Source organism: Bacteroides sp. MSSM.1001136sp1_RTP21357st2_D2_RTP21359_211015 (assembly GCF_040913205.1).
Lineage (GTDB): Bacteria > Bacteroidota > Bacteroidia > Bacteroidales > Bacteroidaceae > Bacteroides > Bacteroides ovatus.
Genome location: NZ_JBDFVF010000025.1, coordinates 77,994 through 103,507 on the forward strand (window position 1 = coordinate 77,994; position 25,514 = coordinate 103,507).

25 protein-coding genes and 1 tRNA gene are annotated in these 25,514 nt (G+C 41.8%); 10 read left to right on the forward strand and 16 right to left on the reverse strand.

The genetic code is table 11. From position 1 onward, the window contains the following. Positions 1-25: 25 nt before the first annotated feature. On the forward strand, positions 26-685 hold the full coding sequence (locus AB5217_RS16350) for an NAD(P)-dependent oxidoreductase (protein ID WP_128858385.1): 660 nt from the start codon (positions 26-28) through the stop codon (positions 683-685). Positions 686-802: 117 nt separating this feature from the next. Here AB5217_RS16350 and AB5217_RS16355 read toward each other — a convergent pair whose 3' ends face one another. The 4 genes from AB5217_RS16355 to AB5217_RS16370 all read right to left on the reverse strand — a co-directional run bounded on the left by AB5217_RS16355 (position 803) and on the right by AB5217_RS16370 (position 4,770). Continuing rightward, positions 803-1,681, reverse strand: a complete 879-nt coding sequence (locus AB5217_RS16355) for a nucleoside phosphorylase (RefSeq protein ID WP_004302019.1) — start codon at positions 1,679-1,681, stop codon at positions 803-805. Positions 1,682-1,837: 156 nt separating this feature from the next. After that, positions 1,838-2,839: a flotillin-like protein FloA gene (gene floA, locus AB5217_RS16360; RefSeq protein ID WP_004304885.1), complete on the reverse strand. Its 1,002-nt coding sequence runs from the start codon at positions 2,837-2,839 to the stop codon at positions 1,838-1,840. Between the two features lie 22 nt (positions 2,840-2,861). Next, entirely contained in the window at positions 2,862-3,332 is a 471-nt protein-coding gene (locus tag AB5217_RS16365) for an NfeD family protein (protein ID WP_004304887.1), read from the reverse strand. 16 nt (positions 3,333-3,348) lie between these two features. Further along, complete coding sequence (locus tag AB5217_RS16370) at positions 3,349-4,770, reverse strand: tetratricopeptide repeat protein (protein ID WP_009040379.1); 1,422 nt, start codon at positions 4,768-4,770, stop codon at positions 3,349-3,351. 183 nt (positions 4,771-4,953) lie between these two features. Between AB5217_RS16370 and AB5217_RS16375 the strand changes: the two genes are divergently transcribed. Beyond that, positions 4,954-5,700, forward strand: a complete 747-nt coding sequence (locus AB5217_RS16375) for an ATP-binding protein (protein ID WP_004302023.1) — start codon at positions 4,954-4,956, stop codon at positions 5,698-5,700. Between the two features lie 15 nt (positions 5,701-5,715). Beyond that, positions 5,716-6,087: a DMT family protein gene (locus AB5217_RS16380; RefSeq protein ID WP_004302024.1), complete on the forward strand. Its 372-nt coding sequence runs from the start codon at positions 5,716-5,718 to the stop codon at positions 6,085-6,087. Positions 6,088-6,175: 88 nt separating this feature from the next. Here the strand turns inward: AB5217_RS16380 and AB5217_RS16385 are convergent, their stop codons facing one another. The 6 genes from AB5217_RS16385 to AB5217_RS16410 are packed head-to-tail and all read right to left on the reverse strand — an operon-like array spanning position 6,176 to position 10,687. Continuing rightward, positions 6,176-7,189: an FAD:protein FMN transferase gene (locus AB5217_RS16385; RefSeq protein ID WP_032843190.1), complete on the reverse strand. Its 1,014-nt coding sequence runs from the start codon at positions 7,187-7,189 to the stop codon at positions 6,176-6,178. A 30-nt stretch (positions 7,190-7,219) separates the two neighbouring features. After that, a complete protein-coding gene (locus AB5217_RS16390) occupies positions 7,220-7,801 on the reverse strand; it encodes a manganese efflux pump MntP family protein (RefSeq protein WP_004302038.1) in 582 nt (193 codons plus the stop codon). A 6-nt stretch (positions 7,802-7,807) separates the two neighbouring features. Then, complete coding sequence (locus AB5217_RS16395) at positions 7,808-8,557, reverse strand: DUF6048 family protein (protein ID WP_032843191.1); 750 nt, start codon at positions 8,555-8,557, stop codon at positions 7,808-7,810. Continuing rightward, positions 8,541-9,125: a DUF6452 family protein gene (locus AB5217_RS16400; RefSeq protein ID WP_004305613.1), complete on the reverse strand. Its 585-nt coding sequence runs from the start codon at positions 9,123-9,125 to the stop codon at positions 8,541-8,543. Before AB5217_RS16400 ends, AB5217_RS16395 begins: the two co-directional genes overlap by 17 nt. Before the next feature lie 21 nt (positions 9,126-9,146). Continuing rightward, positions 9,147-10,097, reverse strand: a complete 951-nt coding sequence (locus AB5217_RS16405) for a glycosyltransferase family 2 protein (protein ID WP_004302041.1) — start codon at positions 10,095-10,097, stop codon at positions 9,147-9,149. A gap of 32 nt (positions 10,098-10,129) precedes the next feature. Continuing rightward, positions 10,130-10,687, reverse strand: coding sequence for a DUF4199 domain-containing protein (locus tag AB5217_RS16410; protein ID WP_004316473.1), 558 nt, complete (start codon positions 10,685-10,687; stop codon positions 10,130-10,132). 308 nt (positions 10,688-10,995) lie between these two features. Between AB5217_RS16410 and AB5217_RS16415 the strand changes: the two genes are divergently transcribed. After that, a tRNA-Thr gene (locus tag AB5217_RS16415) sits at positions 10,996-11,069 on the forward strand. A 169-nt stretch (positions 11,070-11,238) separates the two neighbouring features. Here AB5217_RS16415 and AB5217_RS16420 read toward each other — a convergent pair. The 4 genes from AB5217_RS16420 to crcB form a co-directional block, all read right to left on the reverse strand. Continuing rightward, positions 11,239-11,712, reverse strand: a complete 474-nt coding sequence (locus AB5217_RS16420) for a hypothetical protein (RefSeq protein ID WP_004309775.1) — start codon at positions 11,710-11,712, stop codon at positions 11,239-11,241. A gap of 402 nt (positions 11,713-12,114) precedes the next feature. Further along, a complete protein-coding gene (gene eno, locus AB5217_RS16425; protein ID WP_004302046.1) occupies positions 12,115-13,395 on the reverse strand; it encodes a phosphopyruvate hydratase in 1,281 nt (426 codons plus the stop codon). Between the two features lie 179 nt (positions 13,396-13,574). Beyond that, entirely contained in the window at positions 13,575-14,237 is a 663-nt protein-coding gene (locus AB5217_RS16430) for a pentapeptide repeat-containing protein (protein ID WP_008644437.1), read from the reverse strand. 30 nt (positions 14,238-14,267) lie between these two features. Then, positions 14,268-14,645, reverse strand: coding sequence for a fluoride efflux transporter CrcB (gene crcB, locus AB5217_RS16435; RefSeq protein WP_004309778.1), 378 nt, complete (start codon positions 14,643-14,645; stop codon positions 14,268-14,270). A gap of 356 nt (positions 14,646-15,001) precedes the next feature. On the opposite strand from crcB, the gene AB5217_RS16440 reads away from it, so the two are divergent. From AB5217_RS16440 to AB5217_RS16465, 6 genes are all read left to right on the forward strand, one after another. Next, complete coding sequence (locus AB5217_RS16440) at positions 15,002-17,161, forward strand: glycoside hydrolase family 97 protein (RefSeq protein WP_004309779.1); 2,160 nt, start codon at positions 15,002-15,004, stop codon at positions 17,159-17,161. Positions 17,162-17,325: 164 nt separating this feature from the next. After that, on the forward strand, positions 17,326-18,735 hold the full coding sequence (locus AB5217_RS16445; RefSeq protein ID WP_004302052.1) for an amidophosphoribosyltransferase: 1,410 nt from the start codon (positions 17,326-17,328) through the stop codon (positions 18,733-18,735). A gap of 152 nt (positions 18,736-18,887) precedes the next feature. Further along, on the forward strand, positions 18,888-20,111 hold the full coding sequence (gene pepT, locus AB5217_RS16450) for a peptidase T (RefSeq protein WP_004302053.1): 1,224 nt from the start codon (positions 18,888-18,890) through the stop codon (positions 20,109-20,111). A 61-nt stretch (positions 20,112-20,172) separates the two neighbouring features. Then, on the forward strand, positions 20,173-21,258 hold the full coding sequence (gcvT, locus tag AB5217_RS16455; RefSeq protein ID WP_004302054.1) for a glycine cleavage system aminomethyltransferase GcvT: 1,086 nt from the start codon (positions 20,173-20,175) through the stop codon (positions 21,256-21,258). A gap of 151 nt (positions 21,259-21,409) precedes the next feature. Then, positions 21,410-23,683: a cation:proton antiporter gene (locus tag AB5217_RS16460; protein WP_004302056.1), complete on the forward strand. Its 2,274-nt coding sequence runs from the start codon at positions 21,410-21,412 to the stop codon at positions 23,681-23,683. A 49-nt stretch (positions 23,684-23,732) separates the two neighbouring features. Next, positions 23,733-24,158, forward strand: coding sequence for an HIT family protein (locus AB5217_RS16465; protein WP_004302057.1), 426 nt, complete (start codon positions 23,733-23,735; stop codon positions 24,156-24,158). A gap of 144 nt (positions 24,159-24,302) precedes the next feature. Here the strand turns inward: AB5217_RS16465 and AB5217_RS16470 are convergent, their stop codons facing one another. Continuing rightward, entirely contained in the window at positions 24,303-24,719 is a 417-nt protein-coding gene (locus tag AB5217_RS16470) for an RNA-binding S4 domain-containing protein (protein ID WP_004302058.1), read from the reverse strand. Positions 24,720-24,820: 101 nt separating this feature from the next. Then, complete coding sequence (gene pth, locus AB5217_RS16475; RefSeq protein ID WP_032843194.1) at positions 24,821-25,387, reverse strand: aminoacyl-tRNA hydrolase; 567 nt, start codon at positions 25,385-25,387, stop codon at positions 24,821-24,823. Positions 25,388-25,514: the final 127 nt, after the last annotated feature.

Genomic DNA, 25,514 nt, shown 5'->3' on the forward strand with positions numbered 1-25,514 from the left:
TAGTAACATTATAATATATTAGAATATGGAGAAAGTGAAAAAGATAGTCCTTATCGGGGCAAGCGGCTTTGTGGGCTCTGCCCTTCTGAATGAAGCATTGAATCGTGGTTTCGAGGTTACGGCAGTAGTTCGTCATCCGGAAAAGATAAAGATAGAGAATGAAAATCTGAAAGTGGTGAAAGCCGATGTCTCCGCGCTTGATGAAGTGGCTGGCGTTTGTAAAGGTGCAGATGCTGTTATTAGTGCATTCAATCCGGGATGGAATAATCCTGATATATACGATGAAACAATCAAAGTTTATCTGACCATTATTGATGGAGTGAAGAAAGCGGGTGTTAATCGTTTTTTGATGGTGGGCGGTGCCGGTTCTTTGTTTATCGCTCCGGGCTTGCGTCTGATGGATTCCGGTGAAGTACCCGAAAATATATTGCCGGGAGTGAAAGCTCTAGGAGAGTTCTATCTGAACTTTTTAAAGAAAGAAAAGGAAATAGACTGGGTATTTTTCTCTCCGGCAGCGGATATGCGTCCGGGAGTACGTACAGGACGTTATCGGTTGGGAAAAGATGATATGATTGTAGATATTGTAGGAAACAGCCATATCTCTGTTGAAGATTATGCCGCCGCCATGATTGATGAACTGGAATATCCGAAACACCACCAGGAGAGATTTACGATTGGTTATTAATAAAAAAACAATGGCTTGAATCTACACATATTATCAGTGAAAGATTCAAGCCATTATACATTCTTTTAATTGCATTTTTATTCTTTCGATTACAATTTAACTCTCCTAAATATAGATTTATATCCTGTCAAGTACTGTCTTAATTAGCGTATCGATTGTATTCTTATATCCGGTGTTGGCCTCTTTGATAAGTCGGTTGGCTATCACCATGCAGACGGTCATTGCCTTGTGTCCCATCAACCGGCTAAGTCCTGCCAAAGCTGAACTTTCCATTTCGAAGTTGGTAATTTTGTAACCTTTATATTCGAACGCTTCAATCTTATCATTTTGTTTCGGGTCTGCTAACGGGATACGAAGTTCACGTCCTTGAGGACCAAAGAAACCTCCGGCAGCGATTGTCACTCCACGTACCATGTCGTCTTTGGCGATCCGGTCGATCAATTCTTCACTGGCATCAATGACGTAAGGAGCAGGAGCGCACATATTTCCCGACCAACCCATGTGATTGAGGAAAGCACGTTCGAAAGGCAAATCGCATACGGCATTACGTCCGGCATAGAAATTCAGTAACCCGTCGAAACCGATGGACTTTTGCGAACATACAAAAGTTCCGACAGGCGTATTGGGTTGCAGACCGCCACATGTGCCGATACGCACTAATTCCAGTTGGCGGAACTGATCCTTTTCTTCGCGGGTGACAAAGTCGATATTGGCGAGTGCATCTAATTCATTCATTACGATGTCGATGTTATCGCAACCGATTCCTGTAGAGACTACCGTAATCCGTTTACCTTTATAAGTACCCGTGATGGTTTTGAATTCGCGGCTTTCCACTTCACATTCTTTGTTTTCGAAATGAGAAGCTACGAGTGCTACACGTCCGGGGTCACCTACCAGGATTACTTTATCTGCCAACCATTCGGGTTTTACGTGAAGATGGAATACTGAACCGTCTTCATTGATTATCAATTCAGAGGATGGAAAGTACTTTTTCATGTCATTGAAAGGTTTTAGTTTTATAATAGGATTGTATCTATAAATAGAAACGCCGGAACCGGATTTAAGTTCAGAAGAAGTCTCTTTCTTTTTCCATAGGAAAGGGGAGAACGTCTTACGACTGAAATAAAATCGGATTCCGGCGTTTGTGAACGATTATTTGCTCAATGGCTGATTGCCAGCATTGCCTGTTGTCGGCTTGGCGATATTCTCACGCATGGAAGTATCAGCTTCGATATTCTTCATGCGATAATAATCCATGATGCCTAAGTTTCCACTGCGGAAAGCTTCAGCCATTGCTTTAGGAACTTCAGCTTCTGCTTCAATCACTTTGGCACGAGCTTCCTGTGCTTTTGCTTTCATTTCCTGTTCGGAAGCTACTGCCATAGCACGGCGCTCTTCAGCTTTTGCCTGTGCAATATTCTTATCTGCATTAGCCTGATCGATTTGCAGAGCCGCACCGATGTTCTTACCTATGTCGATGTCCGCAATATCAATAGACAGAATCTCGAAAGCAGTTCCTGCGTCCAGACCTTTACGAAGTACAAGTTTAGAGATAGAATCCGGATTCTCCAATACCGATTTATGGTTTTCAGAAGAACCGATAGACGAAACGATACCTTCACCTACACGGGCAAGGATCGTATCTTCACCTGCACCACCGACCAGCTGGCGGATATTGGCACGTACTGTAACACGAGCCTTAGCTATCAACTGGATACCGTCTTTCGCAACAGCCGTTACAGGAGGAGTATCAATCACTTTCGGGTTTACAGACATCTGTACAGCTTCGAATACGTCACGTCCTGCCAAGTCGATAGCAGTAGCCATCTGGAAAGGCAATTCGATGTTGGCTTTCGATGCCGATACTAAGGCGTGAACTACCTTTTCTACGTGTCCGCCAGCCAGATAATGGGCTTCCAGTTCGTCGCGGGTGATATTTTTCAGACCGGCTTTGTGAGCTTCGATCATTCCCGGAACGATGATATACGGCGGAACGTTACGTATACGCATTAAGAATAGTTGTATCAGCGAGATGTTAACTCCCGAAACTTTAGCCGACAACCAAAGGAAGAACGGCACGTAATGGAAAAATATTATCAAGAAGATAATACCTCCGGCTATCAGAAAGATAGGCAAGTAGAAAGATGATTCCATTGATGTTTTTATTAAGTGAATATTATTCTTTGTGTTTCTCAACCATGATTGTACCGTCGGTGATCCGGCTTACGATTATCGGAGTCTTCTCATTGAGGAACCCGTCTATTGACTTTACCTCTACAATTTTTCCGTTAATCTCGGCATAACCGATTTGTGCCAGGCGGGTAGTACTGATTCCTATATCACCCACTTTGACGCTATCTTCTGCGCTACGGTCTACTTTTGAATCGATATCTTTTTTCAACGCCAGTTTGTCCAGCATTTTCGATCGCATAAACCAAATCAGTGATCCGATGCAGGCAACCGCTGATATGCCAAGAGTGACAAATCCTCCTGCCATACCTAAATTGGTGAATGCATAGTAGTTGGCATACAGGATGCAAACCAATGCAGAAATTCCGGCCAGACTAATGCCCGGGATGACGAACAGTTCTACCAGAAACAGTATGACTGCGGCAATAATGAGAACGGCGATAATGAGTATATCCATAGTTCAGAGTTATTATTTATTTTGTTTTTTCTGCATTACGTACATTCACTTCGAGAGCATCGAGTTCTTCGGACATTTGCAGTATCCGCTTTTCGAGGTCGAGAATGGCAGGAGCCATTTTGGCTTTTCCCTGTTGGTTGGCACCGGCATATTGTTGACGAAGGCCGTTCAGCTTTTCTTCTTGTTGATAATAGTCTTTTTCCATCTGCTGATAGCGTTGGAAAAGTGTCTTGGCTTTTGCGGATTTAAAGTCGCTCATCAGATAGTAAGTCGTATGGTCGTCAATGACAAACTCAAAGTCCATGGCACGGCGTTCTTTGGGCTTATGACTGATAGCAGCTTTCAATCGTTGCAGTGCTTCGGTAACCGCTTGTTTATCCTTCCAGGTTTCTTTCAGCGAATGAATCTGTGCCAGACGAATGATCTCTTGCTGCTCCATTGCTTCATAATTATAAGTCTGTTTGGAAGTGTTAGGGATGAATACATAAATACATATCTTTCCTTCCGGTTGGAAACGGTCGGAAGCAAACCATCCGAGGTTGTTGTATTCATCGATGACGTACATATAATCGTTGTACGGCGAGTTGAACGGCATACCCACATTTTCCGGAACAAGATAAGTGTCGGTATTCGTGTTGTAGCGAGTGACAAAAATATCATAGCCACCCAATCCCTCGCCATCGCTGGCGTAATAAACGGTGACTCCATCCGATAGAACAAACGGATAATTCGCATTCCCGGAAGCATTGATACTACCCGGTAACGGACGTCCGTCACTCCATTCATTCAACAACTTGTTCTTTGAAAAGATATCAAGATTACCTTTCTCGCCCTTTTCGCTATAATAAATTTTATTTCCGATTTCTGTTTCATAAACAGTTCCCGGATGATCTCCTTCTGTCTTGAAGAATTCATTGAAAGTAAACAGTTTGCCCGATTCTTCGCTGATCTTGTAAGCGTTCAGGAAAGTTGCTTTGTCCACAACGAAACTGTCGATGATACATACTTCCTCAACCCCCTTCAACATACGAAGGTCAGATTTGCTTTTCTCCAGAAGTTTCTCAGCTTCTTCCGTCGGTTTCTTGCGTTTACTTAAGTCTGCGATGTATTCTTCAAAGCAGTTCACTGCGTCTTCAAAGCGGTACGTCTCATTATATGCTTGTCCCAAATAGAGTTGTCCACCGGTGATACGTTTCTTTACCGCTATTTCAAGAGGTTTCACCGCCTCTTCTGCCTCTCCGGTTTTCAGGCAACATACGCCATACCAATAATTATAATTCCCGTTCGACGGTTGTGATTTAGTATACTTCTTAAAAACTGGTTTGGCTTGTTCGTACTCACCTTTGGTAAATAAGGTGCGTGCCTGTTCCAACGTTTGTGCAGAGACTTCGCAAAGGAAGAGGCTGCAAATTAAAAATAGAATATATTTTCCTTTCATCGTTTTGAGCGTTTATGAGTGACGGGTAGATTGAAAACATTGCTGCTTTCGGGCACCGGTCCATTTATCAATTGTTCAAAAGTACAAATTTATTAGAAATAAACCCTTTTTCAGTGATTCTATTATGTTAATTCTTCTTTAAATCATTCTTTTCGCTTACTTTTGCAGCCGATTTTTAAAGATATGACACAATTTACGGAAGAAGAGAAAACCATTCGCCGCATTGAACGGCGGTTTAATAAAGGAGTGGTGCAATATGGATTGATAGAAGAAGGAGACAAAATCCTTATCGGACTATCGGGAGGAAAAGATTCGTTGGCGCTTGTGGAACTGTTGGGGAGACGCGCACGTATCTATAAACCTCGCTTTTCTGTCGTTGCTGTCCATGTAGTGATGAAGAATATTCCTTATCAGAGTGATACGGAATATTTGAAAGCGCACTGTGAGACGTATGGAGTTCTCTTTGTGCAGTATGAGACAGCTTTTGATCCTGCTACCGACACACGTAAATCTCCCTGCTTCCTCTGTTCATGGAACCGTCGGAAAGCCCTGTTCACAGTTGCTAAGGAACACGGATGCAATAAAATCGCTCTCGGTCACCATATGGATGATATTTTGGAAACTTTATTGATGAATATCACTTATCAGGGAGCTTTCAGTACAATGCCGCCCCGGTTGGTGATGAAGAAGTTTGATATGACAATTATTCGTCCGATGTGTCTGGTTCATGAAGCCGATTTGGTAGAATTGGCAGCTTTGCGTCATTATCAGAAGCAAGTGAAGAATTGTCCTTATGAATCGCAGTCCAGCCGGAGTGATATGAAAGGTATTTTGAGGCAACTGGAAGCGATGAACCCGGAGGCGCGTTACAGTCTTTGGGGAAGTATGACCAATGTACAGGAAGATTTATTACCGGATAAAATAGATTAATTTGAATAGATTGTTATGAAAGGATTCTATACCATTTTGTTGCTGATCGTATCTAATGTCTTTATGACATTTGCTTGGTACGGACATTTAAAGATGAAACAGGAGTACAGTTGGTTCGCAGCTCTTCCGCTGATTGGTGTGATTGCGTTCAGCTGGGCGATCGCCTTTTTTGAATATTCCTGTCAGATACCGGCCAATCGTATTGGCTTTATAGGCAATGGAGGCCCGTTTTCATTGATGCAACTAAAAGTCATTCAAGAGGTAATAACACTTGTTATTTTTACAGTGTTCACTACCATCTTCTTTAAAGGTGAGGCTTTACATTGGAATCATCTGGCTGCATTTATTTGTCTGATTGCAGCAGTGTATTTCGTGTTTATGAAATAGATATTTGCCAATTGAATAGAGGTTCTGTTTTACTCAAGTAGAACCTCTGTTTGTATAATATATAAATATATATATATATATATATATATTACGGAGTAGTTATGTATTTTTTCATTCCCTCCGTATAATAAGTCTTGAACTCTCCATTTTCTCCACTATAAATAAAGTAGGCGTCAATCGTTGTATCCGCTTTGCAGAAAGCTTCCGCTTCTTCCAGTCCCATCACCATGAAGGCGGTGGCAAGGGCGTCGGCAGTCATACAGTCTTTGGCGATTACCGTAGAGGACAAGATATTGTGTTGTACCGGATAGCCAGTTCTAGGGTCAATCGTATGGGCGTATTTCTTCCCATCCTTATAATAATAATTGCGATAGTTTCCGGAAGTAGCCAAGCCTAAATCTGTTATCTCAAGAATTGTCTGTAAGTCTTGGTTTACGGCCAGTGAATCGTCGATGGGCTTATTGATTCCAATGCGCCATAAGCCTTTGGAAGGATTTTTCCCTTTCACTACCACCTCGCCTCCTATATCTACCATATAGTTTTTTATTCCCTTACGGTCGAGCAGTTGTGCAATTACGTCTACCGAATACCCTTTGGCAACGGCACTACAACTTAACATGGTACGAGGATCCTGTTTGATAACTTTGCCGTTATCCATTTTCACTTTTTTATATCCGGTGATTTGTAACAGACTGTCTATCATTAATGAATCAGGAAAAGCACCTTTTTTGAAACCGAATCCCCAAGCATTGGCAAGAGGGGCTACTGTAATGTCGAAAGCACCCTTTGTCTCGCGGGAAATTTCCATCGAGCGATGGAAGCATTTCTGGAAAAAACTATCAGTCACCAGCTCTTCATTGCGGTTGACGCGACTGATAACAGAACTGTCATTGAATGGCGATAAAGATTGGTCGAAGCGTTTTAGTTCAGCTTCTATTTCCGGTTTTAAGTCACCGTCATGCTGATAAGTAATTTTATATACTGTCCCAAACACCAAACCTTTGACACTGTAATAGCCAACTTGTTGATTATGTCTGACTAATATCCAGATAGTTGCCAAAATCAGGAAAGCCAGCCAAAGGAAACTTTTTTTTGTTTTCATACGCTCTTCTATTTGATGAGAAAACTCGTTTTATTGAAGAAATAAATGTTCAATTAATATCTTTAGTCCGATAATGACTAGAATGATACCTCCCCATAACTCTGCTTTCAGTTTCCGGGCGATGCCGCAGCCACATTGGATACCAAAGATCAGACCGATGAGTGACATGACAAATGAAACAAACCCGATGATGCTGATAGGAGGAAGGATTTCGGTATAGTCCTGAACTCCCAGAAAGGCAAAGGAAATGCCGATTGCCAATGCATCAATACTTGTGGCTATTGCCATAGTCAATACCACTTTCGGATTTGCCGGATTGAACAGTTTACAACATTCTTCTTCTTTGAAAGATTCTAAAATCATTCGTCCGCCTAAGAAGGCAAGGATCGCGAAAGCAATCCAATGGTCTACACTTTCTATAAGATGACTGAATGTCTTTGCACACATCCATCCGATAAATGGCATGATTGCCTGAAAAAAGCCGAAAGCAAAAGCCATGATTAGCATGGGTTTCCAACGGGTACGTTTCAAAATAATACCGCTTGCAATTGAGACAGCGAAACAATCCATCGCCAGACCTATTGCAAGCAGCCAAATCTCTAGTCCTGTCATTGTATTCTAAAGAGGCAATTTATAAATAAGGGAATAAGTGATTCCCATGTTATTTGATTTAAACTTTCCGTAACCGGGCACGTACCATGGGTCTCCATATTCTCCGGTAGATGCTTTGGTTTTGTATTTCATACGTACCGACCACCCCATGTTGAAGTTTTTGTAAATACGTACTTTGACGCCTAAAACGATTTCCAGCCATTGCACCGATCCTTTCATACCCAGATGGCTGAATGGCACACTTCCTCCCCAATAACCGTCTTCCAAACTGGGGTTACCTATTACATCTCCCCAGATAGGATCATCTGCCGGCATTGTGGAAACATCATATTTAAATGGACTGAATGCATAGCGAAGTCCTGCATACAAGTAGCTATTCTTCTCTTTTTTCTTTGCCATGGTGTTGTAGTCCACACCGATTCGGAAGAATGGAGCCATTTTGCTCTTATAGTGTATGCCTGTTTCGCTCCAGGTATCTGTTCCTCCCATACCAAACTCAATAGTAGGGATGAATTTATTCTTGAGGTTAACGGCTACGCTGACTTCAGAACTCATAAAGTCGCCTCCCAGCAGCTTGCTTCCAATGCCATATAAATCCACACCGACATACGTACCATTGTAGAGCGGAATGGTATCTATCTCGGCAACCTCTTTTTTCTTCTGATCTCTTTTGGGCGTTTGCGCCGGACGTTGCTGTTGTGCCAGCAACGGAAGCCCAATGCAAAAGAGCAGAAGCAGACTAATTAGTCGTTTCATCAGGTGTGCGTTCTGGCCGATAATTATAGAATATCTGCAAGTTCTCGATTTCATTTGTATTGGCTTCTTTATTTTTTATATGAAGAGAATCTATCTGGTCCGGCTGCTCGTTGCCATAGGGAGGAGGGTTACCCGGTCTTCCCGGTTTCCCAAATTTAGCGCTGATTATATTTTGTTTCATCATATAACCACATTCCATGGACTGGAAATAAGGAGTATTTTGTTGTACAATGTATAATGTGTCAAAATCTTTTTCTCTACGTTTGGGATCGTATCTGAATATGAACACAGTAGTGTCACTTGTGTATCGTAGTGGCAACATCAGGGTATGCACATTCTTTTCATTGTTCAGAATGATAGAGTCGGTGCCTAATGCTGTGATTGTTAATGAATCAAGCGTGTCTTTTAATGCAATAGTAGGGTTATCCGGATTAATGGTATATATTGTGCAGTACATCATCGGACGTCCTGCCAATGAGCAATCGTTCTCATCCGAGCAGGCACTGTGTAAGCTGACTGCACCGCCAATGATAGTCAATATGAGAAAGATACGAATTAAATTCTTCATAGTCAGTTTATTGAATGTGAATCAAATTTTCTTTTCTATCTGATAGTTATTCCGTTCCGGTGCATTGCGCGAGATGAGTTCGCCAAGGAATCCGGCTAAGAATAATTGCGTACCTATAATCATTGCCGTAAGTGACAAATAGAAATAGGGAGAGTCGGTCACCAGTCGGTAGGGGAGACCGTTGTACATGGCATATAGTTTGCTGGCACCTACGATGATGACAGAAATCATTCCTATCAGAAACATCAATGATCCCAACAGTCCGAAGAAATGCATCGGCTTGATGCCGAATCTGGAGAGGAACCAAAGAGAGAGTAAATCCAGATACCCGTTTACGAAACGGTTCAGTCCGAATTTTGTTGTGCCGTATTTACGCGCCTGGTGGTGTACCACCTTTTCACCGATTTTCTTGAATCCGGCGTTCTTTGCCAGATAAGGTATATAACGATGCATCTCACCGTACACTTCGATATGTTTTACGACCTCTTTGCGATAGGCTTTCAATCCGCAGTTGAAGTCGTGCAGGTTTTTGATGCCTGATACTTTGCGGGCAGTAGCATTAAACAACTTGGTGGGCAGTGTCTTTGAAATTGGATCATATCTCTTTTGCTTCCAGCCGGATACCAGGTCGTAGCCATCCTTTGTAATCATCCGGTAAAGTTCGGGGATTTCGTCTGGGCTATCTTGTAGGTCCGCATCCATCGTTATGACTACGTTTCCTTCCGCTTCAGCGAATCCACAGTAGAGTGCAGGTGATTTACCGTAGTTACGGCGGAATTTGATACCTTTTACATGTTCCGATTGAGCTTTAAGCTTTTCGATCACTTCCCATGAATGGTCGGTACTTCCATCGTTAACGAAAATCACTTCGAATGAGAATCCGTTGGCTTGCATTACCCGTTCTATCCAAGCATAGAGTTCGGGTAGTGACTCTTCTTCATTGAATAATGGGATTACAACTGATATATCCATTTTTTTATTACTAATTACTTACGAATTACAAATTACGATTGAGACACTCCGTCATTTTCCGATTTGGCCTTTTTCATTACCATCAATGCGGTGGGAATGGCCAGGATACTTCCCCAAAATACATCCCATGACAATAGTTGCATGGTGATATTGATGGAAGTAAGTGAACGGGCGGTATCTATTGTTTCTTTTATAACTTCTTTGTTTTCTATCAGAGCCGGGGTGTTGGTCATCAGTTCGTCCCACAACTGGATGTAAGAGTTGATGATAAATCCATGATCGATGAATTGGAAATAGGCGTAGTGAGCCACAGCTACCAGCAGAGAAGCAAACATATACATAAATATGGTAAAGAGCATGGCATGTGAAAATTGGATACTTCCTCCGCAAATCTTATCCCGGTACATTTTCGCATAGTGATATCCGATGAAAGGTACGGACAATGTCAGGATTACAAATAAAAGCGAAAGGAAAGGTATGTGGAATCCCAGCGGAAATAATATGAACTTCAATATCCAGTAGATTCCCATATACGTGCCAAAATGCATGGCATATTTTTGTAAATAGCTTCTGTTCTCTGTCATCTTCATTTATAAATTGCGCACAAAGGTACAAATAATATCGGTTGGTAGGGGAAATCTGGTTGTTAAAGTTAATAAAGCAGAGGAAGTTGCTGTCTGAATATTTTTTTGCAATTTTAATTGCCTGAAATGTAGCCTGTTAGTCTTTTGTTAGTAAAAAAGTTGTCTGCAGCTATTGCAGAATACATAAAAATGCCTACCTTTGCAACCGAAAAACGGGTAAGTCCTATACGGCCAGCTCCCTTCGAATCCTCCAGGGCTTGATCGCAGCAAAGGTAGTTGGTTGTAGCGGCGCGATATAGATAGCTTACCCACCCGCCTCTTTAGCTCAGTTGGCCAGAGCACGTGATTTGTAATCTCGGGGTCGTTGGTTCGAATCCGACAAGAGGCTCAAAAAAGGATATATAACAAATCCAAGAAAAAAGCATTCAGGTATTAGTCTGGATGCTTTTTTATATATATTCGCATATTATCGAAATGCACAGTTCCCTAATTGTTGTAATATTCCATTTTTAAGAAAAGCAAAGATTTACAGTTTCTTTTTGATTCATCATTGTTATTCATTCTTGTATATTATGCTCAGGATAGGATCTGAGTAAAAGCATCACATTGGATAAATGGCGTTGCAATATTCCATGAAGTTGCTTGATGATATTTATATTCCCGGAGAGAAAAACGATGAATTGCAGTTGAGAGGCAATTTCTTGGTTCGTTTGTTTGCGTTCTTTACTTTCGATGTTATTTTGCATTAGATAAATGCCTAATGCTTTCTGAATATCGGCTATTCCCTTGTCCCATTCATGTTCGCCAAGTGTTTGAATGAAAGTACAATATTGCTTGAGCTTTTTGCTTAGCTTTTTTAAACTGTTGTATTCGGTGTCAATGGGAGGATTAATGTGCGCAGAGCGTATTATGTTTGACATCTGCAAATAATACGTTTTCATTCCATTTTCAGAATTGAATGTAGTCAGGATATACTGTTTCGTAGCTTCTGAAACCTCTTCCTGTAAGTCTTTTAATTGACTGTTTTCCATAATCATTAGAATTTAAAAGATGAATAATAGATTGATGGGAGAGGAAGAAGTGCTAATAAAAAAGCGGTTTCGCCTGTCCCATTGTCTAACATACCGACGGCAGGTTTAGAGGTGCATTAACACTCTCTATGGGGGTACGAAACCGCCCATATAAGAGTTCACATACGAACATAAAAATGCTCGCTGCGATAGTAGGCAGGTTTCCCCACCGTCTGTTAATATGTTAGACGTTGCAAATGTAGCCTTATTAATTCAATTCGCAAAATATTGGAGATATTTATTGATGCTTAGTGAAGCTAGTTTTCTTACAATGCAAAAAGATTTAGTGAATGGTTAATATGTAAAAATCCCCGGATAATCTAATTGTCCGGGGATGAATTATTCAAGTAAGAGAATATTGAATTATTTAATTCTCTTGTAACCATATACAGCCAAATCTCCCAGTTCCTCTTCAATGCGGAGTAACTGATTGTATTTAGCCATACGGTCTGAGCGGCTTAAAGAACCTGTCTTGATCTGTCCGCTGTTAGTAGCTACTGCGATATCGGCGATAGTAGCATCTTCTGTTTCACCCGAACGGTGAGAAGTAACAGTAGTGTATCCATGACGGTGAGCCATTTCGATAGCGTTCAGTGTTTCTGTCAGCGAACCGATTTGGTTTACTTTAATCAGGATAGAGTTGGCACAGCCTTTTTCGATACCCATTGCAAGGAAATCTACGTTGGTTACGAACAGGTCGTCACCTACCAACTGGCAACGGTTGCCGATGCGTTCGGTCAGCTTTTTCCAGCCTTCCCAGTCGTTTTCGTTCATACCGTCTTCGATAGAGTCGATAGGGAATTTGTTGATTAGTTCTTCCAGATAGTCAACTTGTTCTGCGGAAGTGCGTTTCTTACCTTTTTCACCTTCAAACTTGGTATAATCGTAAATACCATCGTGGTAGAATTCGGAAGAAGCACAGTCCATACCGATCATAACGTCTTTGCCCGGTTCGTATCCTGCTGCTTTGATAGCGGCCAGAATAGAATTCAAAGCATCTTCCGTACCTTCGAGGTTAGGTGCGAAACCACCTTCATCACCTACAGCAGTGCTAAGGCCACGGTCTTTCAAGACTTTCTTTAAAGCGTGGAATACTTCAGCACCCATGCGCAGACCTTCTCTGAAAGAAGGAGCACCTACGGGACGGATCATAAATTCCTGGAATGCGATCGGAGCATCGCTATGTGAACCACCGTTGATGATGTTCATCATCGGTACAGGCATTACATACGTATTTGTTCCACCGATATAGCGGTATAGAGGAAGATCCAGATAGTTGGCAGCAGCTTTAGCTACGGCAAGAGATACACCGAGAATAGCGTTAGCACCTAAATTCGATTTAGTCTTAGTGCCGTCCAATGCCAGCATTGTGTAGTCGATACCTCTCTGATTGAGTGAAGACATACCAATCAGTTTCGGAGCGATGATTTTATTTACATTATCAACCGCTTTTTGTACTCCTTTTCCACCATAGCGCTGTTTGTCACCATCGCGAAGTTCCAATGCTTCGTGTTCACCTGTGGAAGCACCTGACGGCACAGATGCACGTCCCATAATGCCGGATTCCAATACTACGTCAACTTCTACTGTGGGGTTACCTCTTGAATCGAGAATTTCTCGAGCTACAATTTTTTCAATTTTCATCGTTTCTATTGTTTTTGAATAAGATTTCTGCAAAAGTACGGACTTGACGGGGAGTGAGAAATCACTATAAATAGGTATTCTTTTTGTGCCTATTCCCTATATGTCGTTAGTCCGACCTTATACTATAACAACGGGACGATGCTTTTTGTTTGAGTGCGGCGGGGTGAATTTGCAGGATTTTAATCTTCGATAATAACCCCTAACAGTGGAAGCAAATCCATTGCTTGCAGGGAAGTGATGACAGCCCCTTTCAGATCGCTGATGTTAAGCGTGATTCCGCTGATACGGGAAGTGCGCAAATCTATTCCGCGAAGCGGAGCGTGTGAAAAATCGGCTTCTACGAGATCGCAACTCTCAAATGCGACGGATGAAAAACGGCAGTCGTTCAGACTTCCGTTGCGGAGCTGGCTGTGTGCAAAACGTACCTGGTTCATTTTACTCATAGCCAGATTGATATAACCTGCGTTGCAGTCATGCAGCAAGACGTGATTCATCGTTGTTTCCGATAAATTGGTACCCAATAGTTTGCAGGAAATGAATTCTACCCGGTAGAGCGAACTTTCAGCAAAAGAAATGTTGGATAGGTCGCAGTTCTCGAACCTGACATCGCTCAGTTGAGAGGAACGGAATTTACATTCGCTGAATGTCTGATGCTGAAAGGTGCAGTTTTTGAAACTTTTGTAAGATTTGTCGATGCCTTCTTCTTTTCCTTTGCAGAATAAAAGATGAGAGACGGTTTCTTCTCTGTCGAGCCATTCCTGTAGGGTAATAGTACTGACTTCCTGTTCTTCCATCATGGGAGGAACAACGCGGACGGGTTTGGTTGGGTTTCTTTTAATCATGCCGTAAAGGTAGGATTTATATTCGAATTATTAAATCTGTTTTCCCACATATCCGCCGGCTAACGTTGCGGCTAATCCTATTCCTATACTTAATAATGTATATAGAACAAATGCTCCGTAAAATTCTCCTTTCAGCAGACCTACGCCATCACTGGAGAAAGTAGAGAACGTTGTGAAACCTCCACATAAACCCGTTGTCAGAAACAAACGGACCTCGAACGGAAGGTGGAATCGCTCTGAAAGAGCATAGAACAGACCGATGAGAAAACTGCCGAGAAGATTGACCGTGAAAGTGGCCCATGGAAAATGATAAGGGACGATTCGTTCGTGCATTAACAACTGGATAAAATAACGTAGTGCACTACCAGTTCCTCCACCGATAAAGATATAGATAACTTCTTTACTCATTTGATTGAAAGATTGATATTATTTGTAGGCGGCTTCAAAATCCTTTTCGAATTGTTGGAAGCCTCCGGGATAAACTAAGGTGTTGTGTCATATAAATAATAAAATGTTTGTTGATGTGATTGAGATAATAATCTGCAAATATAGAAAGATTATGCAATATTCATATTTAATCCTTTTAATTTAATCACCATAGACACTATATTTTTGGGGGAGACAAAATGTGTTATCTGTTTTATTATTAAGTACTTATTTCGTTTTTGAATCTGTATTCCTCTATATTTTCTTTATAAAGAAAAACACTACTTGGATTTCCGGTCTATCTTTGCCATACGATTATTAACTAACTCATTTATATCATGAAGAACATGAAAATAGGAACTGCAATGTGGGTCTGCCTGTTGCTCTCTTTTTTCTTCGGCACATCAGCAAAGGCCGAAAGTATCACTTCTCCTGACGGACAATTAAAACTTAATTTCTCTGTCAACATGCAAGGAGAACCGGTGTATGAACTCTCTTATAAAGGAAAAGAGGTGATTAAACCTTCGAAACTGGGACTGGAATTGAAAAATGATCCCGGACTGATGAATGGATTCACTCTGGCCGATATTAAAACTTCTGCTTTTGATGAAACATGGGAACCGGTGTGGGGAGAGGTGAAATCGATCCGCAACCATTATAATGAAATGGCTGTTACCCTGAATCAAAAGGCGCAAGATCGTAATCTGATTATTTGTTTTCGTCTTTATAATGATGGCTTGGGGTTCCGCTATGAGTTCCCGCAGCAAAAGAATCTGAATTACTTCGTTATAAAAGAAGAACATTCGCAGTTTGCTATGGCCGGCGATCATACGGCATTCTGGATTCCAGGCGATTATGATACGCAGGAATATGACTATACCGAATCCAAGCTTTCAGAGATTCGCGGATTGTTGCAAGGGGCAATTACTCCAAATGCTTCTCAAACTCCTTTTTCACCAACAGGTGTGCAGACATCTTTGCAAATGAAGACAGCCGACGGGTTGTATATCAATCTGCATGAAGCGGCTTTGGTTGATTATTCTTGTATGCATCTGAACCTTGACGATCAGAACCTGATTTTTGAATCATGGCTGACTCCTGATGCAAAAGGGGATAAAGGTTATATGCAAACGCCTTGCCGTTCACCCTGGCGCACGGTGATTGTCAGTGATGATGCTCGTGATATTCTGGCTTCCAAATTGACTTTGAACTTGAATGAACCTTGTGCCTACGAAGATGTTTCCTGGATTAAGCCGGTGAAATACATCGGTGTGTGGTGGGAAATGATTACCGGAAAAAGTTCCTGGTCGTACACGGATGATGTTTATTCTGTGAAACTGGGACAGACGGATTATTCCCAAACAAAACCGAGCGGGCGTCATGCAGCCAATAATGACAAAGTGAAGCGTTACATTGACTTTGCTTCAGAGCATGGATTCGACCAGATCTTAGTGGAAGGCTGGAATGAAGGCTGGGAAGACTGGTTCGGAAATTCGAAGGATTATGTCTTTGATTTCGTAACTCCGTATCCTGATTTTGACGTGAAGATGCTCAATGCGTATGCAAAGGAAAAAGGAGTGAAGCTGATGATGCATCACGAGACTTCCGCTTCTGTACGTAACTACGAGCGCCATCTTGATAAAGCCTATCAGTTTATGATAGATAACGGATACAATGCTGTGAAGAGCGGGTATGTAGGTAATATTATTCCGCGTGGAGAACATCATTACGGACAGTGGATGAACAATCATTATTTATATGCGGTGGAAAAAGCGGCCGAATATAAGATCTGTGTAAATGCTCACGAAGCAACCCGTCCGACAGGATTATGTCGCACATATCCGAATCTGATCGGTAATGAATCGGCTCGTGGCACGGAATATGAAGCCTTTGCAGGGAATAAGCCGTTCCATACCACCTTGCTTCCTTTCACCCGTCAGATTGGTGGACCGATGGATTATACACCGGGTATCTTTGATACAAAACTTTCTTTCCTGTCAGGCGACCACAGTTTTGTACGTACAACTTTGGCAAAACAGTTGGCACTTTATGTAACGATGTACAGTCCTTTGCAAATGGCAGCCGACCTTCCGGAGAGTTACGAACGTCACATGGATGCATTTCAATTTATCAAGGATGTAGCCGTTGATTGGGATGACAGCAAGTATCTGGAAGCGGAACCGGGAGATTATATTACCGTAGCACGTAAGGCAAAAGGTACTGATAACTGGTTTGTAGGTGGTATCACCGATGAGAATCCCCGTACTTCTGCTTTTACACTTGATTTTCTCGAACCGGGAAAACAATATGTAGCTACTCTTTATGCTGACGGAAAGGAGGCGGATTTTGAAAAGAATCCTACTTCTTACCAGATAAAAAAAGGACTTGTTACAAACAAGAATAAGATGTCTGTGAAGCTGGCACGTAGCGGAGGATTTGCAGTAAGTTTGATTGAAGCAACTCCCGCTGACTTGAAAACGATCAAGAAATGGAAATAAGATTCCGGTAAAAAGATTGTTTTCGGATTCCCCGCTTTTTAATAAATATTAGTTGTGCTTCGCAAAGAAAACTAAAACTTTGCGGAGCGCTTTTTTTATAGGACGAATTCTTTTTTGTACTTTTGCGCCATCTTTTTTAAAACATCATCAATAAAGAGAACAACATGGGAGGTTTTTTCGGAACAGTCTCGAAAACTAGCTGCGTGACTGATTTATTCTACGGCACAGATTATAACTCACATCTGGGTACCAAGCGAGGAGGACTCGCAACATACAGTGAGGAAAAAGGTTTTATACGCTCCATTCACAATTTGGAAAGTACTTATTTCCGAACCAAGTTTGAAGGAGAACTGGACAAATTCAAAGGAAACGCCGGCATCGGCATCATTAGCGACACAGACGCACAACCTATCATCATCAATTCTCACCTCGGGCGCTTCGCCATTGTCACAGTCGCTAAAATAGTCAATATCCAGGAATTGGAAGAAGAACTTCTCAGTCAAAACATGCACTTCGCCGAACTTAGTTCGAGCAACACCAACCAGACGGAACTTATCGCATTACTTATTATACAAGGCAGAACTTTTGTGGAAGGTATCGAAAATGTGTTTAAGCACATTAAGGGTTCTTGTTCGATGTTGCTTCTGACGGAAGATGGTAGTATCATCGCTGCCCGTGACCGATGGGGACGTACTCCGGTGGTGATTGGAAGGAAAGACGGTGCTTATGCTGCAACGAGCGAATCGTCCAGTTTTCCGAATCTGGATTATGAGATTGAGAGATATTTAGGTCCCGGTGAGATTGTCCGTATGTATGACGATCATGTTGACCAGCTTCGCAAGCCCAATGAGGATATGCAGATTTGCTCGTTTTTGTGGGTGTACTACGGTTTCCCGACTTCTTGTTATGAAGGAAAGAATGTAGAGGAAGTGCGTTTCACCAGCGGATTGAAAATGGGACAGACAGATGAATCGGAAGTGGATTGTGCTTGCGGTATTCCTGATTCGGGAGTGGGTATGGCTTTAGGATATGCTGAAGGAAAGGGGGTTCCTTACCATCGTGCTATTTCAAAATATACACCGACATGGCCTCGTAGCTTCACTCCGAGCAATCAGGAGATGCGTTCGCTTGTTGCTAAGATGAAGTTGATTCCCAACCGTGCCATGCTGCAAAATAAACGTTTGTTGTTCTGTGACGATTCAATCGTGCGGGGAACTCAATTACGTGACAATGTGAAGATTCTGTATGATTACGGAGCAAAGGAGGTGCACATGCGTATCGCTTGTCCGCCATTGATTTATGCTTGTCCGTTTGTTGGTTTTTCGGCTTCTAAAAATGCATTGGAGTTGATTACCCGTCGTATTATCAAGGAACTGGAAGGGGATGAGAATAAGAACCTGGAGAAATATGCTACTACCGGTTCTCCGGAATACGATAAGATGGTTAGTATTATTGCAGAGCGTTTCGGTCTCAGTTCATTGAAGTTTAATACACTGGAAACGCTGATTGAGGCTATCGGATTACCTAAATGCAAGGTTTGTACACATTGCTTTGATGGTAGCAGCCATTTTTAAAGTAGTCAAATAGGATATTTAAGTATCCGGATAAAAGTATACAATAAAAAGAGCCGTGAATTGCTTTGTAATTCACGGCTCTTTTTTTACCTTTACGGCACTATAAACTATCAATTTGTAAATTGTAATTAGTAACTTGTAATTAAAACAATATGACTTTAGTAGACAGATTTTTAAAGTATGTAAGCTTCGATACACAATCTGATGAATCGACAGGGCTTACTCCAAGTACTCCGAAGCAGATGATTTTTGCTGAATACTTGAAAAAAGAGTTGGAATCTTTGGGATTGGAAGATATTACTTTGGATGAGCATGGCTATCTTTTTGCTACACTTCCTGCCAATATAAATAAAGAAGTACCCACTATCGGGTTTATTGCCCACATGGATACAAGTCCTGATATGACGGGTAAAGATGTCACTCCGCGCATTGTGGAAAAGTATGACGGTTCGGATATTGTGCTTTGTGCTGAAGAGAATGTAGTCCTTTCTCCATCACAATTCCCGGAATTGCTGGATCATAAGGGAGAAGACTTGATTGTAACCAACGGAAAAACGTTGCTCGGTGCCGACGACAAAGCCGGTATCGCGGAAATTGTATCAGCGATGGTTTATCTGAAGGAACATCCCGAAATCAAACACGGTAAAATCCGTATCGGCTTCAATCCTGACGAAGAAATCGGTGAAGGTGCTCATAAATTCGATGTAGAGAAATTCGGTTGTGAATGGGGATATACGATGGATGGAGGTGAAGTAGGGGAGTTGGAGTTTGAGAACTTTAATGCTGCTGCCGCAAAAATAACCTTTAAAGGACGTAATGTGCATCCGGGATATGCCAAGGATAAGATGATTAACTCTATCTATCTTGCCAATCAGTTTATTACGATGCTTCCCTCACAGGAAAGACCGGAACATACGACCGGCTATGAAGGATTCTATCATTTGATTGGTATTCAGGGGGATGTGGAGCAAAGCACTGTGTCTTATATCATCCGCGATCATGACCGTGCAAAATTTGAGAACCGTAAAAAAGAGATAGAACGTCTGGTAGCTCAAATGAACGCTGAATATGGAGCTGGTACTGCGACACTCGAACTGCGCGACCAGTATTATAATATGCGTGAGAAAATAGAACCGGTAATGCACATCATCGATACTGCTTTTGCAGCTATGGAAGCCGTGGGTGTGAAACCGAATGTAAAACCGATTCGTGGAGGTACGGATGGTGCGCAGCTTTCTTTTAAGGGATTGCCTTGTCCGAATATCTTTGCCGGTGGTCTGAATTTCCACGGTCGTTACGAATTTGTGCCTATCCAGAATATGGAGAAAGCAATGAAAGTGATCGTAAAAATAGCAGAACTGGTGGCTTCCAAATAAAAAGACGGTAAGCTCCGGTAATACTTAATACCTGATACTTAAAACTTAATACTTTAAAATAATGAAAACCACTCCGTTTACAGAGAAACATATAGCACTTGGTGCTAAAATGCACGAGTTTGCAGGTTATAATATGCCTATTGAATACTCCGGTATCATTGATGAACACATAACTGTTTGTCAAGGTGTCGGTGTATTTGATGTATCGCACATGGGAGAATTTTGGGTGAAAGGACCGCAAGCGTTGGCCTTTCTGCAGAAAATAACATCTAACAATGTGGCGGCACTGGCTCCGGGTAAAATACAATATACTTGTTTTCCGAATGAGGATGGGGGGATTGTAGATGATTTGCTGGTTTATCAGTATGAACCGGAAAAATACATGTTGGTGGTGAATGCTTCCAATATGGAAAAAGACTGGAACTGGTGTGTTTCTCACAATACGGAGGGAGCCGAGTTGGAAAATTCGTCGGATAACATAGCTCAACTTGCTATACAGGGTCCGAAGGCTATTTCGGTTCTGCAAAAGTTGACGGATATTGATCTTGCTACTATTCCTTATTATACATTTAAGGTTGGAACGTTTGCAAGTGAAGAGAATGTGATTATCTCCAATACGGGTTATACCGGTGCGGGAGGTTTTGAGCTTTATTTCTATCCGTCTGCGGCTGATTCTATATGGAAGGCTATTTTTGAAGCTGGTGAAGAGTATGGCATTAAACCTATCGGTTTGGGTGCCCGTGATACGCTCCGGTTGGAAATGGGCTTCTGTCTGTATGGCAATGATCTGGATGATACGACTTCTCCGATAGAAGCCGGATTGGGATGGATCACTAAGTTTGTGGAGGGCAAGGATTTTGTCAACCGTCCGATGCTGGAAAAACAGAAAGCGGAAGGTGTTACCCGTAAACTGGTTGGCTTTGAAATGGTTGATCGCGGAATTCCCCGTCATGGCTATGAACTGGTGAATGATGAAGGCGAGAAAGTGGGAGTGGTGACCTCCGGTACGATGTCGCCTACCCGTAAGATTGGTATCGGTATGGGATATGTGAAACCGGAATATAGTAAGGTGGGTACGGAAATCTGTATCGATATGCGTGGTCGGAAATTGAAAGCTGTGGTAGTGAAACCGCCTTTTAGAAAGTAAAAAATAAGCTTGTTATTGTGTATAGCCCCGGATAAGTTACGACTCTATCCGGGGCTAACTTATTTTATGATGGTTATTGCAAAACATATTCGTAAATATGTTGTTTATCCCATAGAAATAATATAATTTTGTCATCAAATACGATAAAATAATGTCTCAATTACCTACTCTTATAGCTGACCTCGCACTTATATTGATTTGTGCCGGTGTTATGACTTTGTTGTTTAAGAAGTTGAAACAACCTCTGGTCTTGGGATATGTAGTTGCCGGATTTCTGGCAAGTCCGCATATGCCGTATACTCCTTCAGTGATGGATACTGCCAATATTAAGACTTGGGCGGATATTGGTGTTATTTTCTTGCTGTTTGCTCTTGGTTTGGAATTTAGTTTTAAGAAGATTGTCAAGGTGGGTGGTTCTGCCATCATTGCTGCCTGTACCATCATCTTTTGTATGATTTTGTTGGGAATAGGAGTCGGCATGGGTTTCGGCTGGCACAGGATGGACAGTCTGTTCTTGGGCGGTATGATTGCGATGTCGTCTACTACTATTATTTATAAAGCTTTTGATGATTTAGGATTAAGGAAGAAGCAGTTCACCGGACTTGTGTTGAGTATCTTGATTTTGGAAGATATTTTGGCTATTGTATTAATGGTGATGCTTTCCACTATGGCGGTAAGCCAACATTTTGAAGGTACCGAGATGTTGGAGAGTATCGGGAAATTATTGTTTTTCCTTATTCTGTGGTTTGTTGTCGGTATCTATCTGATTCCTGAATTCTTGAAACGCTGCCGGAAATTGATGGGAGAGGAGACTCTGCTTATTGTGTCGTTGGCACTTTGTTTCGGTATGGTAGTGATGGCGGCTCATACAGGATTTTCTGCTGCATTTGGTGCATTTATAATGGGATCTATTCTGGCGGAAACAATCGAGGCGGAATCCATAGACCGGCTGGTGAAACCGGTAAAGGATCTTTTTGGAGCTATCTTTTTCGTATCGGTCGGTATGATGGTGGATCCTGCAATGATTGTAGAATATGCCGTACCTATTATAGTTATTACTTTGGCTGTTATCTTGGGACAGGCCGTTTTTGGTACATTCGGTGTTATTCTCTCCGGAAAGCCTTTAAAGACGGCTATGCAATGCGGCTTTAGTTTAACGCAGATCGGCGAATTTGCGTTTATTATTGCTTCTTTGGGAGTCTCTTTGCATGTAACGAGTGATTTTCTGTATCCGATAGTGGTAGCGGTTTCTGTGATTACTACTTTCCTGACTCCTTATATGATTCGTTTTGCCGAGCCGGCTTCTACTTTTGTGGATGCTCATCTTCCGGAATCATGGAAAAAAATAATGATGCGTTATTCTTCCGGTTCGCAAACAGCTCTGAATCACGAGAATTTGTGGAAGAAGCTAATCTTGTCAATGGTACGTATAACAGTTGTTTATTCAATTGTCAGTATGTCGATTATTGCACTTTCTTTTCGTTTTGTTGTGCCATTCTTTAAAGAGAATCTGCCTCATTTCTGGGCATCGTTGTTGGGAGCGGTATTTATGATTCTGTGTATTGCTCCTTTCTTGCGTGCCATTATGGTGAAGAAAAATCATTCGGTTGAGTTTATGACCTTATGGCATGATAGCCGTGCCAACCGCGCGCCGCTGGTATCGACAATCGTGATTCGTATTATGATAGCGGCACTTTTTGTCATCTTTGTTATTTCCGGATTATTTAAGGCGTCTATCGGATTGATTATTGGAGTGGCTGTACTTATTGTATTGTTGATGGTATGGTCTCGCCGTTTGAAAAAGCAATCGATATTGATTGAACGTCGTTTCTTCCAGAATCTCCGTTCCAGAGATGTACGTGCAGAGTATCTGGGAGAGAAAAAGCCGGAGTATGCCGGTCGTTTGTTGTCGCATGATTTGCATCTTGCCGATATGGAAATTCCGGGTGAATCCAGTTGGGCGGGAAAGACATTGATGGAGCTGAACTTGGGGAAGAAGTTTGGAGTTCATGTTGCTTCTATTCTTCGTGGAAAGAGGAGGATTAATATCCCCGGTGGTTCTGTTCGTCTGTTTCCAATGGATAAGATACAGGTGATAGGGACGGATGAACAATTAAGTGTGTTTAATGAGGCGATGCAAAACGGAGCGAAGATAGACTGGGAGGTTTATGAAAAGAGCGAGATGGCTTTGAAGCAGTTTATCATTGACAGTGATTCTGTTTTTCTGGGTAAAACGATTCGTGAATCGGGTATCCGCGACAAATATCATTGTATGATAGCCGGTGTTGAAAGTGAAGACGGTACACTGATGGTTCCTGATGTAAATGCTCCACTCGAAGAAGGCGATGTTGTTTGGGTGGTAGGCGAAAAAGAGGATGTGTACCAATTAGTCGATCAAAAAAACGAAAAAGTACAAGCCGGATAAGAATGGAATACTTATTTTTGCAACGATAAAAACTTAAAATAATAATATCATGAAGAGTGATCCGAAAGAATGTCTGTATTGCCAGAACAATGAAACGTTGCATAATCTGATGATTGAGATTGCGCAATTGAGTGTGTCACGTGTGTTTTTGTTTAAGGAACAAACCTACCGTGGACGTTGTCTTGTTTCTTATAAAGACCATGTGAACGATTTGAATGAATTGAGTGATGAAGACCGTAATGCTTTTATGGCAGATGTAGCGCGTGTCACTCGTGCCATGCAGAAAGCTTTCCAGCCGGAAAAGATTAATTATGGTGCTTACTCGGATAAATTGTCTCATTTGCATTTTCATTTAGCACCTAAATATGTGGATGGACCTGATTATGGAGGTATATTCCAAATGAACCCGGGAAAGGTTTATCTGACTGACGCAGAATATCAGGAACTGATTGATGCTGTTAAAGCGAATCTGTAAAAAGAAAGGGCGAACTGCAACTCTATAAGTGGTAAGCTATACAAATCGTAAACAATGAACGGTGAGCAAGCCTGTGGATATAACGCAGTCTGTTCACCGTTCATTATTTACGATTCATCGTTTATTTATCTTTTTCTATTTATCCTATTCTTCAAAATCGAAATCAAAGTCAAAATCATCCATAAACTCTGGAGTTGTAAATTCTTCCAGTTCCCGGCGATCTTTCTTGGTCGGGCGTCCGGTTCCACGTGCCCGGTCTACGAATCCGCTGATTTTGCTCATTTCAAGTAATTCATATTGATCGGGAGTCGTTACATTTTCCATCATTTCCGATACCAGTTTAGCTCCTACACGTTTCTCAATCGGTTGTAATACTTTGAATGAGTATGTGATAGGTGGTTTCTTCACTTGAATAACATCACCCGGTTTTATCATACGGGCAGCTTTGACCAGCGAACCGTTGATGGTAATACGTCCTTTTTTGCAGGCTTCTGCTGCAATCGTACGTGTCTTGAAGATGCGGACAGCCCACATCCATTTATCTATTCTTGCTTCAGCCATTTTAGTTAGTTATTTAGTGATAAGTAATTAGTCGGTTAGTGGACGGTATCATTGATCGCTAACCGTTCATTACTATCTTTATTTTTTATAGAACGGGTTCATCATTTCTTGTTGAACTGGTTCATTGTGATGTCGATACCGGCAAGACAGAAACTTTTGATAATTTCCCCTGCCACCTCCAGTCTTTCATCCATTGTCTTCCAGTCTTCATCAGTGAAGTGACCGAGTACGTAATCGATTTGTCCGCCACGTGGAAAATCACTCCCGATTCCAAAACGCAGGCGGGCATAGTTTTGAGTGCCCAGAGTGGCGGCAATATGCTTTAATCCGTTATGGCCTGCATCACTTCCTTTTCCTTTTAGGCGTAACGTTCCGAAAGGAAGAGCCAGATCATCTACTACGATCAGCACATTTTCCAATGGAATATTTTCTTTCTGCATCCAATAGCGAACGGCCAATCCACTCAGGTTCATAAAAGTCGATGGCTTGAGCAGGATCAACTGACGTCCTTTGATGGAAAAGCTGGTGGTGAATCCATAGCGTCCATCCATAAAAGGAGGAGCATTGTTAATTCTGGCCAATGCTTCTACTGTCATGAATCCGATATTATGTCGGGTTTCATGATACTCGGGACCAATGTTTCCCAGTCCGACAACTAAATATTTTATCATCGTTTTTCCGTAAAACAGTTCATTAATATAGAAAGAGAAACGCAGATTAATACAAATTAATGCAGACTGAACATCTGCTTTAATCTGCATTAATCTGCGTTTGAAGTATATCTCTTTACAGGGA

Excerpts from the sequence above, each read along its gene's own strand:
- AB5217_RS16355 (WP_004302019.1), bottom strand. The coding sequence starts at position 1,681 with ATGAAAAAGTACTTTCCATCCTCTGAATTGATAATCAATGAAGACGGT.
- AB5217_RS16385 (WP_032843190.1), bottom strand. The coding sequence starts at position 7,189 with ATGAAAACAAAAAAAAGTTTCCTTTGGCTGGCTTTCCTGATTTTGGCA.
- AB5217_RS16395 (WP_032843191.1), bottom strand. The coding sequence starts at position 8,557 with ATGAAACGACTAATTAGTCTGCTTCTGCTCTTTTGCATTGGGCTTCCG.
- gcvT (WP_004302054.1), top strand. The coding sequence starts at position 20,173 with ATGAAAACCACTCCGTTTACAGAGAAACATATAGCACTTGGTGCTAAA.
- pepT (WP_004302053.1), top strand. The coding sequence starts at position 18,888 with ATGACTTTAGTAGACAGATTTTTAAAGTATGTAAGCTTCGATACACAA.
- AB5217_RS16375 (WP_004302023.1), top strand. The coding sequence starts at position 4,954 with ATGACACAATTTACGGAAGAAGAGAAAACCATTCGCCGCATTGAACGG.
- eno (WP_004302046.1), bottom strand. The coding sequence starts at position 13,395 with ATGAAAATTGAAAAAATTGTAGCTCGAGAAATTCTCGATTCAAGAGGT.
- AB5217_RS16410 (WP_004316473.1), bottom strand. The coding sequence starts at position 10,687 with ATGAAGATGACAGAGAACAGAAGCTATTTACAAAAATATGCCATGCAT.
- AB5217_RS16445 (WP_004302052.1), top strand. The coding sequence starts at position 17,326 with ATGGGAGGTTTTTTCGGAACAGTCTCGAAAACTAGCTGCGTGACTGAT.
- AB5217_RS16465 (WP_004302057.1), top strand. The coding sequence starts at position 23,733 with ATGAAGAGTGATCCGAAAGAATGTCTGTATTGCCAGAACAATGAAACG.
- AB5217_RS16420 (WP_004309775.1), bottom strand. The coding sequence starts at position 11,712 with ATGGAAAACAGTCAATTAAAAGACTTACAGGAAGAGGTTTCAGAAGCT.
- AB5217_RS16430 (WP_008644437.1), bottom strand. The coding sequence starts at position 14,237 with ATGATTAAAAGAAACCCAACCAAACCCGTCCGCGTTGTTCCTCCCATG.
- AB5217_RS16470 (WP_004302058.1), bottom strand. The coding sequence starts at position 24,719 with ATGGCTGAAGCAAGAATAGATAAATGGATGTGGGCTGTCCGCATCTTC.
- AB5217_RS16400 (WP_004305613.1), bottom strand. The coding sequence starts at position 9,125 with ATGAAGAATTTAATTCGTATCTTTCTCATATTGACTATCATTGGCGGT.
- AB5217_RS16440 (WP_004309779.1), top strand. The coding sequence starts at position 15,002 with ATGAAGAACATGAAAATAGGAACTGCAATGTGGGTCTGCCTGTTGCTC.
- AB5217_RS16460 (WP_004302056.1), top strand. The coding sequence starts at position 21,410 with ATGTCTCAATTACCTACTCTTATAGCTGACCTCGCACTTATATTGATT.
- AB5217_RS16390 (WP_004302038.1), bottom strand. The coding sequence starts at position 7,801 with ATGACAGGACTAGAGATTTGGCTGCTTGCAATAGGTCTGGCGATGGAT.
- AB5217_RS16370 (WP_009040379.1), bottom strand. The coding sequence starts at position 4,770 with ATGAAAGGAAAATATATTCTATTTTTAATTTGCAGCCTCTTCCTTTGC.
- AB5217_RS16350 (WP_128858385.1), top strand. The coding sequence starts at position 26 with ATGGAGAAAGTGAAAAAGATAGTCCTTATCGGGGCAAGCGGCTTTGTG.
- floA (WP_004304885.1), bottom strand. The coding sequence starts at position 2,839 with ATGGAATCATCTTTCTACTTGCCTATCTTTCTGATAGCCGGAGGTATT.
- AB5217_RS16380 (WP_004302024.1), top strand. The coding sequence starts at position 5,716 with ATGAAAGGATTCTATACCATTTTGTTGCTGATCGTATCTAATGTCTTT.
- AB5217_RS16405 (WP_004302041.1), bottom strand. The coding sequence starts at position 10,097 with ATGGATATATCAGTTGTAATCCCATTATTCAATGAAGAAGAGTCACTA.
- crcB (WP_004309778.1), bottom strand. The coding sequence starts at position 14,645 with ATGAGTAAAGAAGTTATCTATATCTTTATCGGTGGAGGAACTGGTAGT.
- AB5217_RS16365 (WP_004304887.1), bottom strand. The coding sequence starts at position 3,332 with ATGGATATACTCATTATCGCCGTTCTCATTATTGCCGCAGTCATACTG.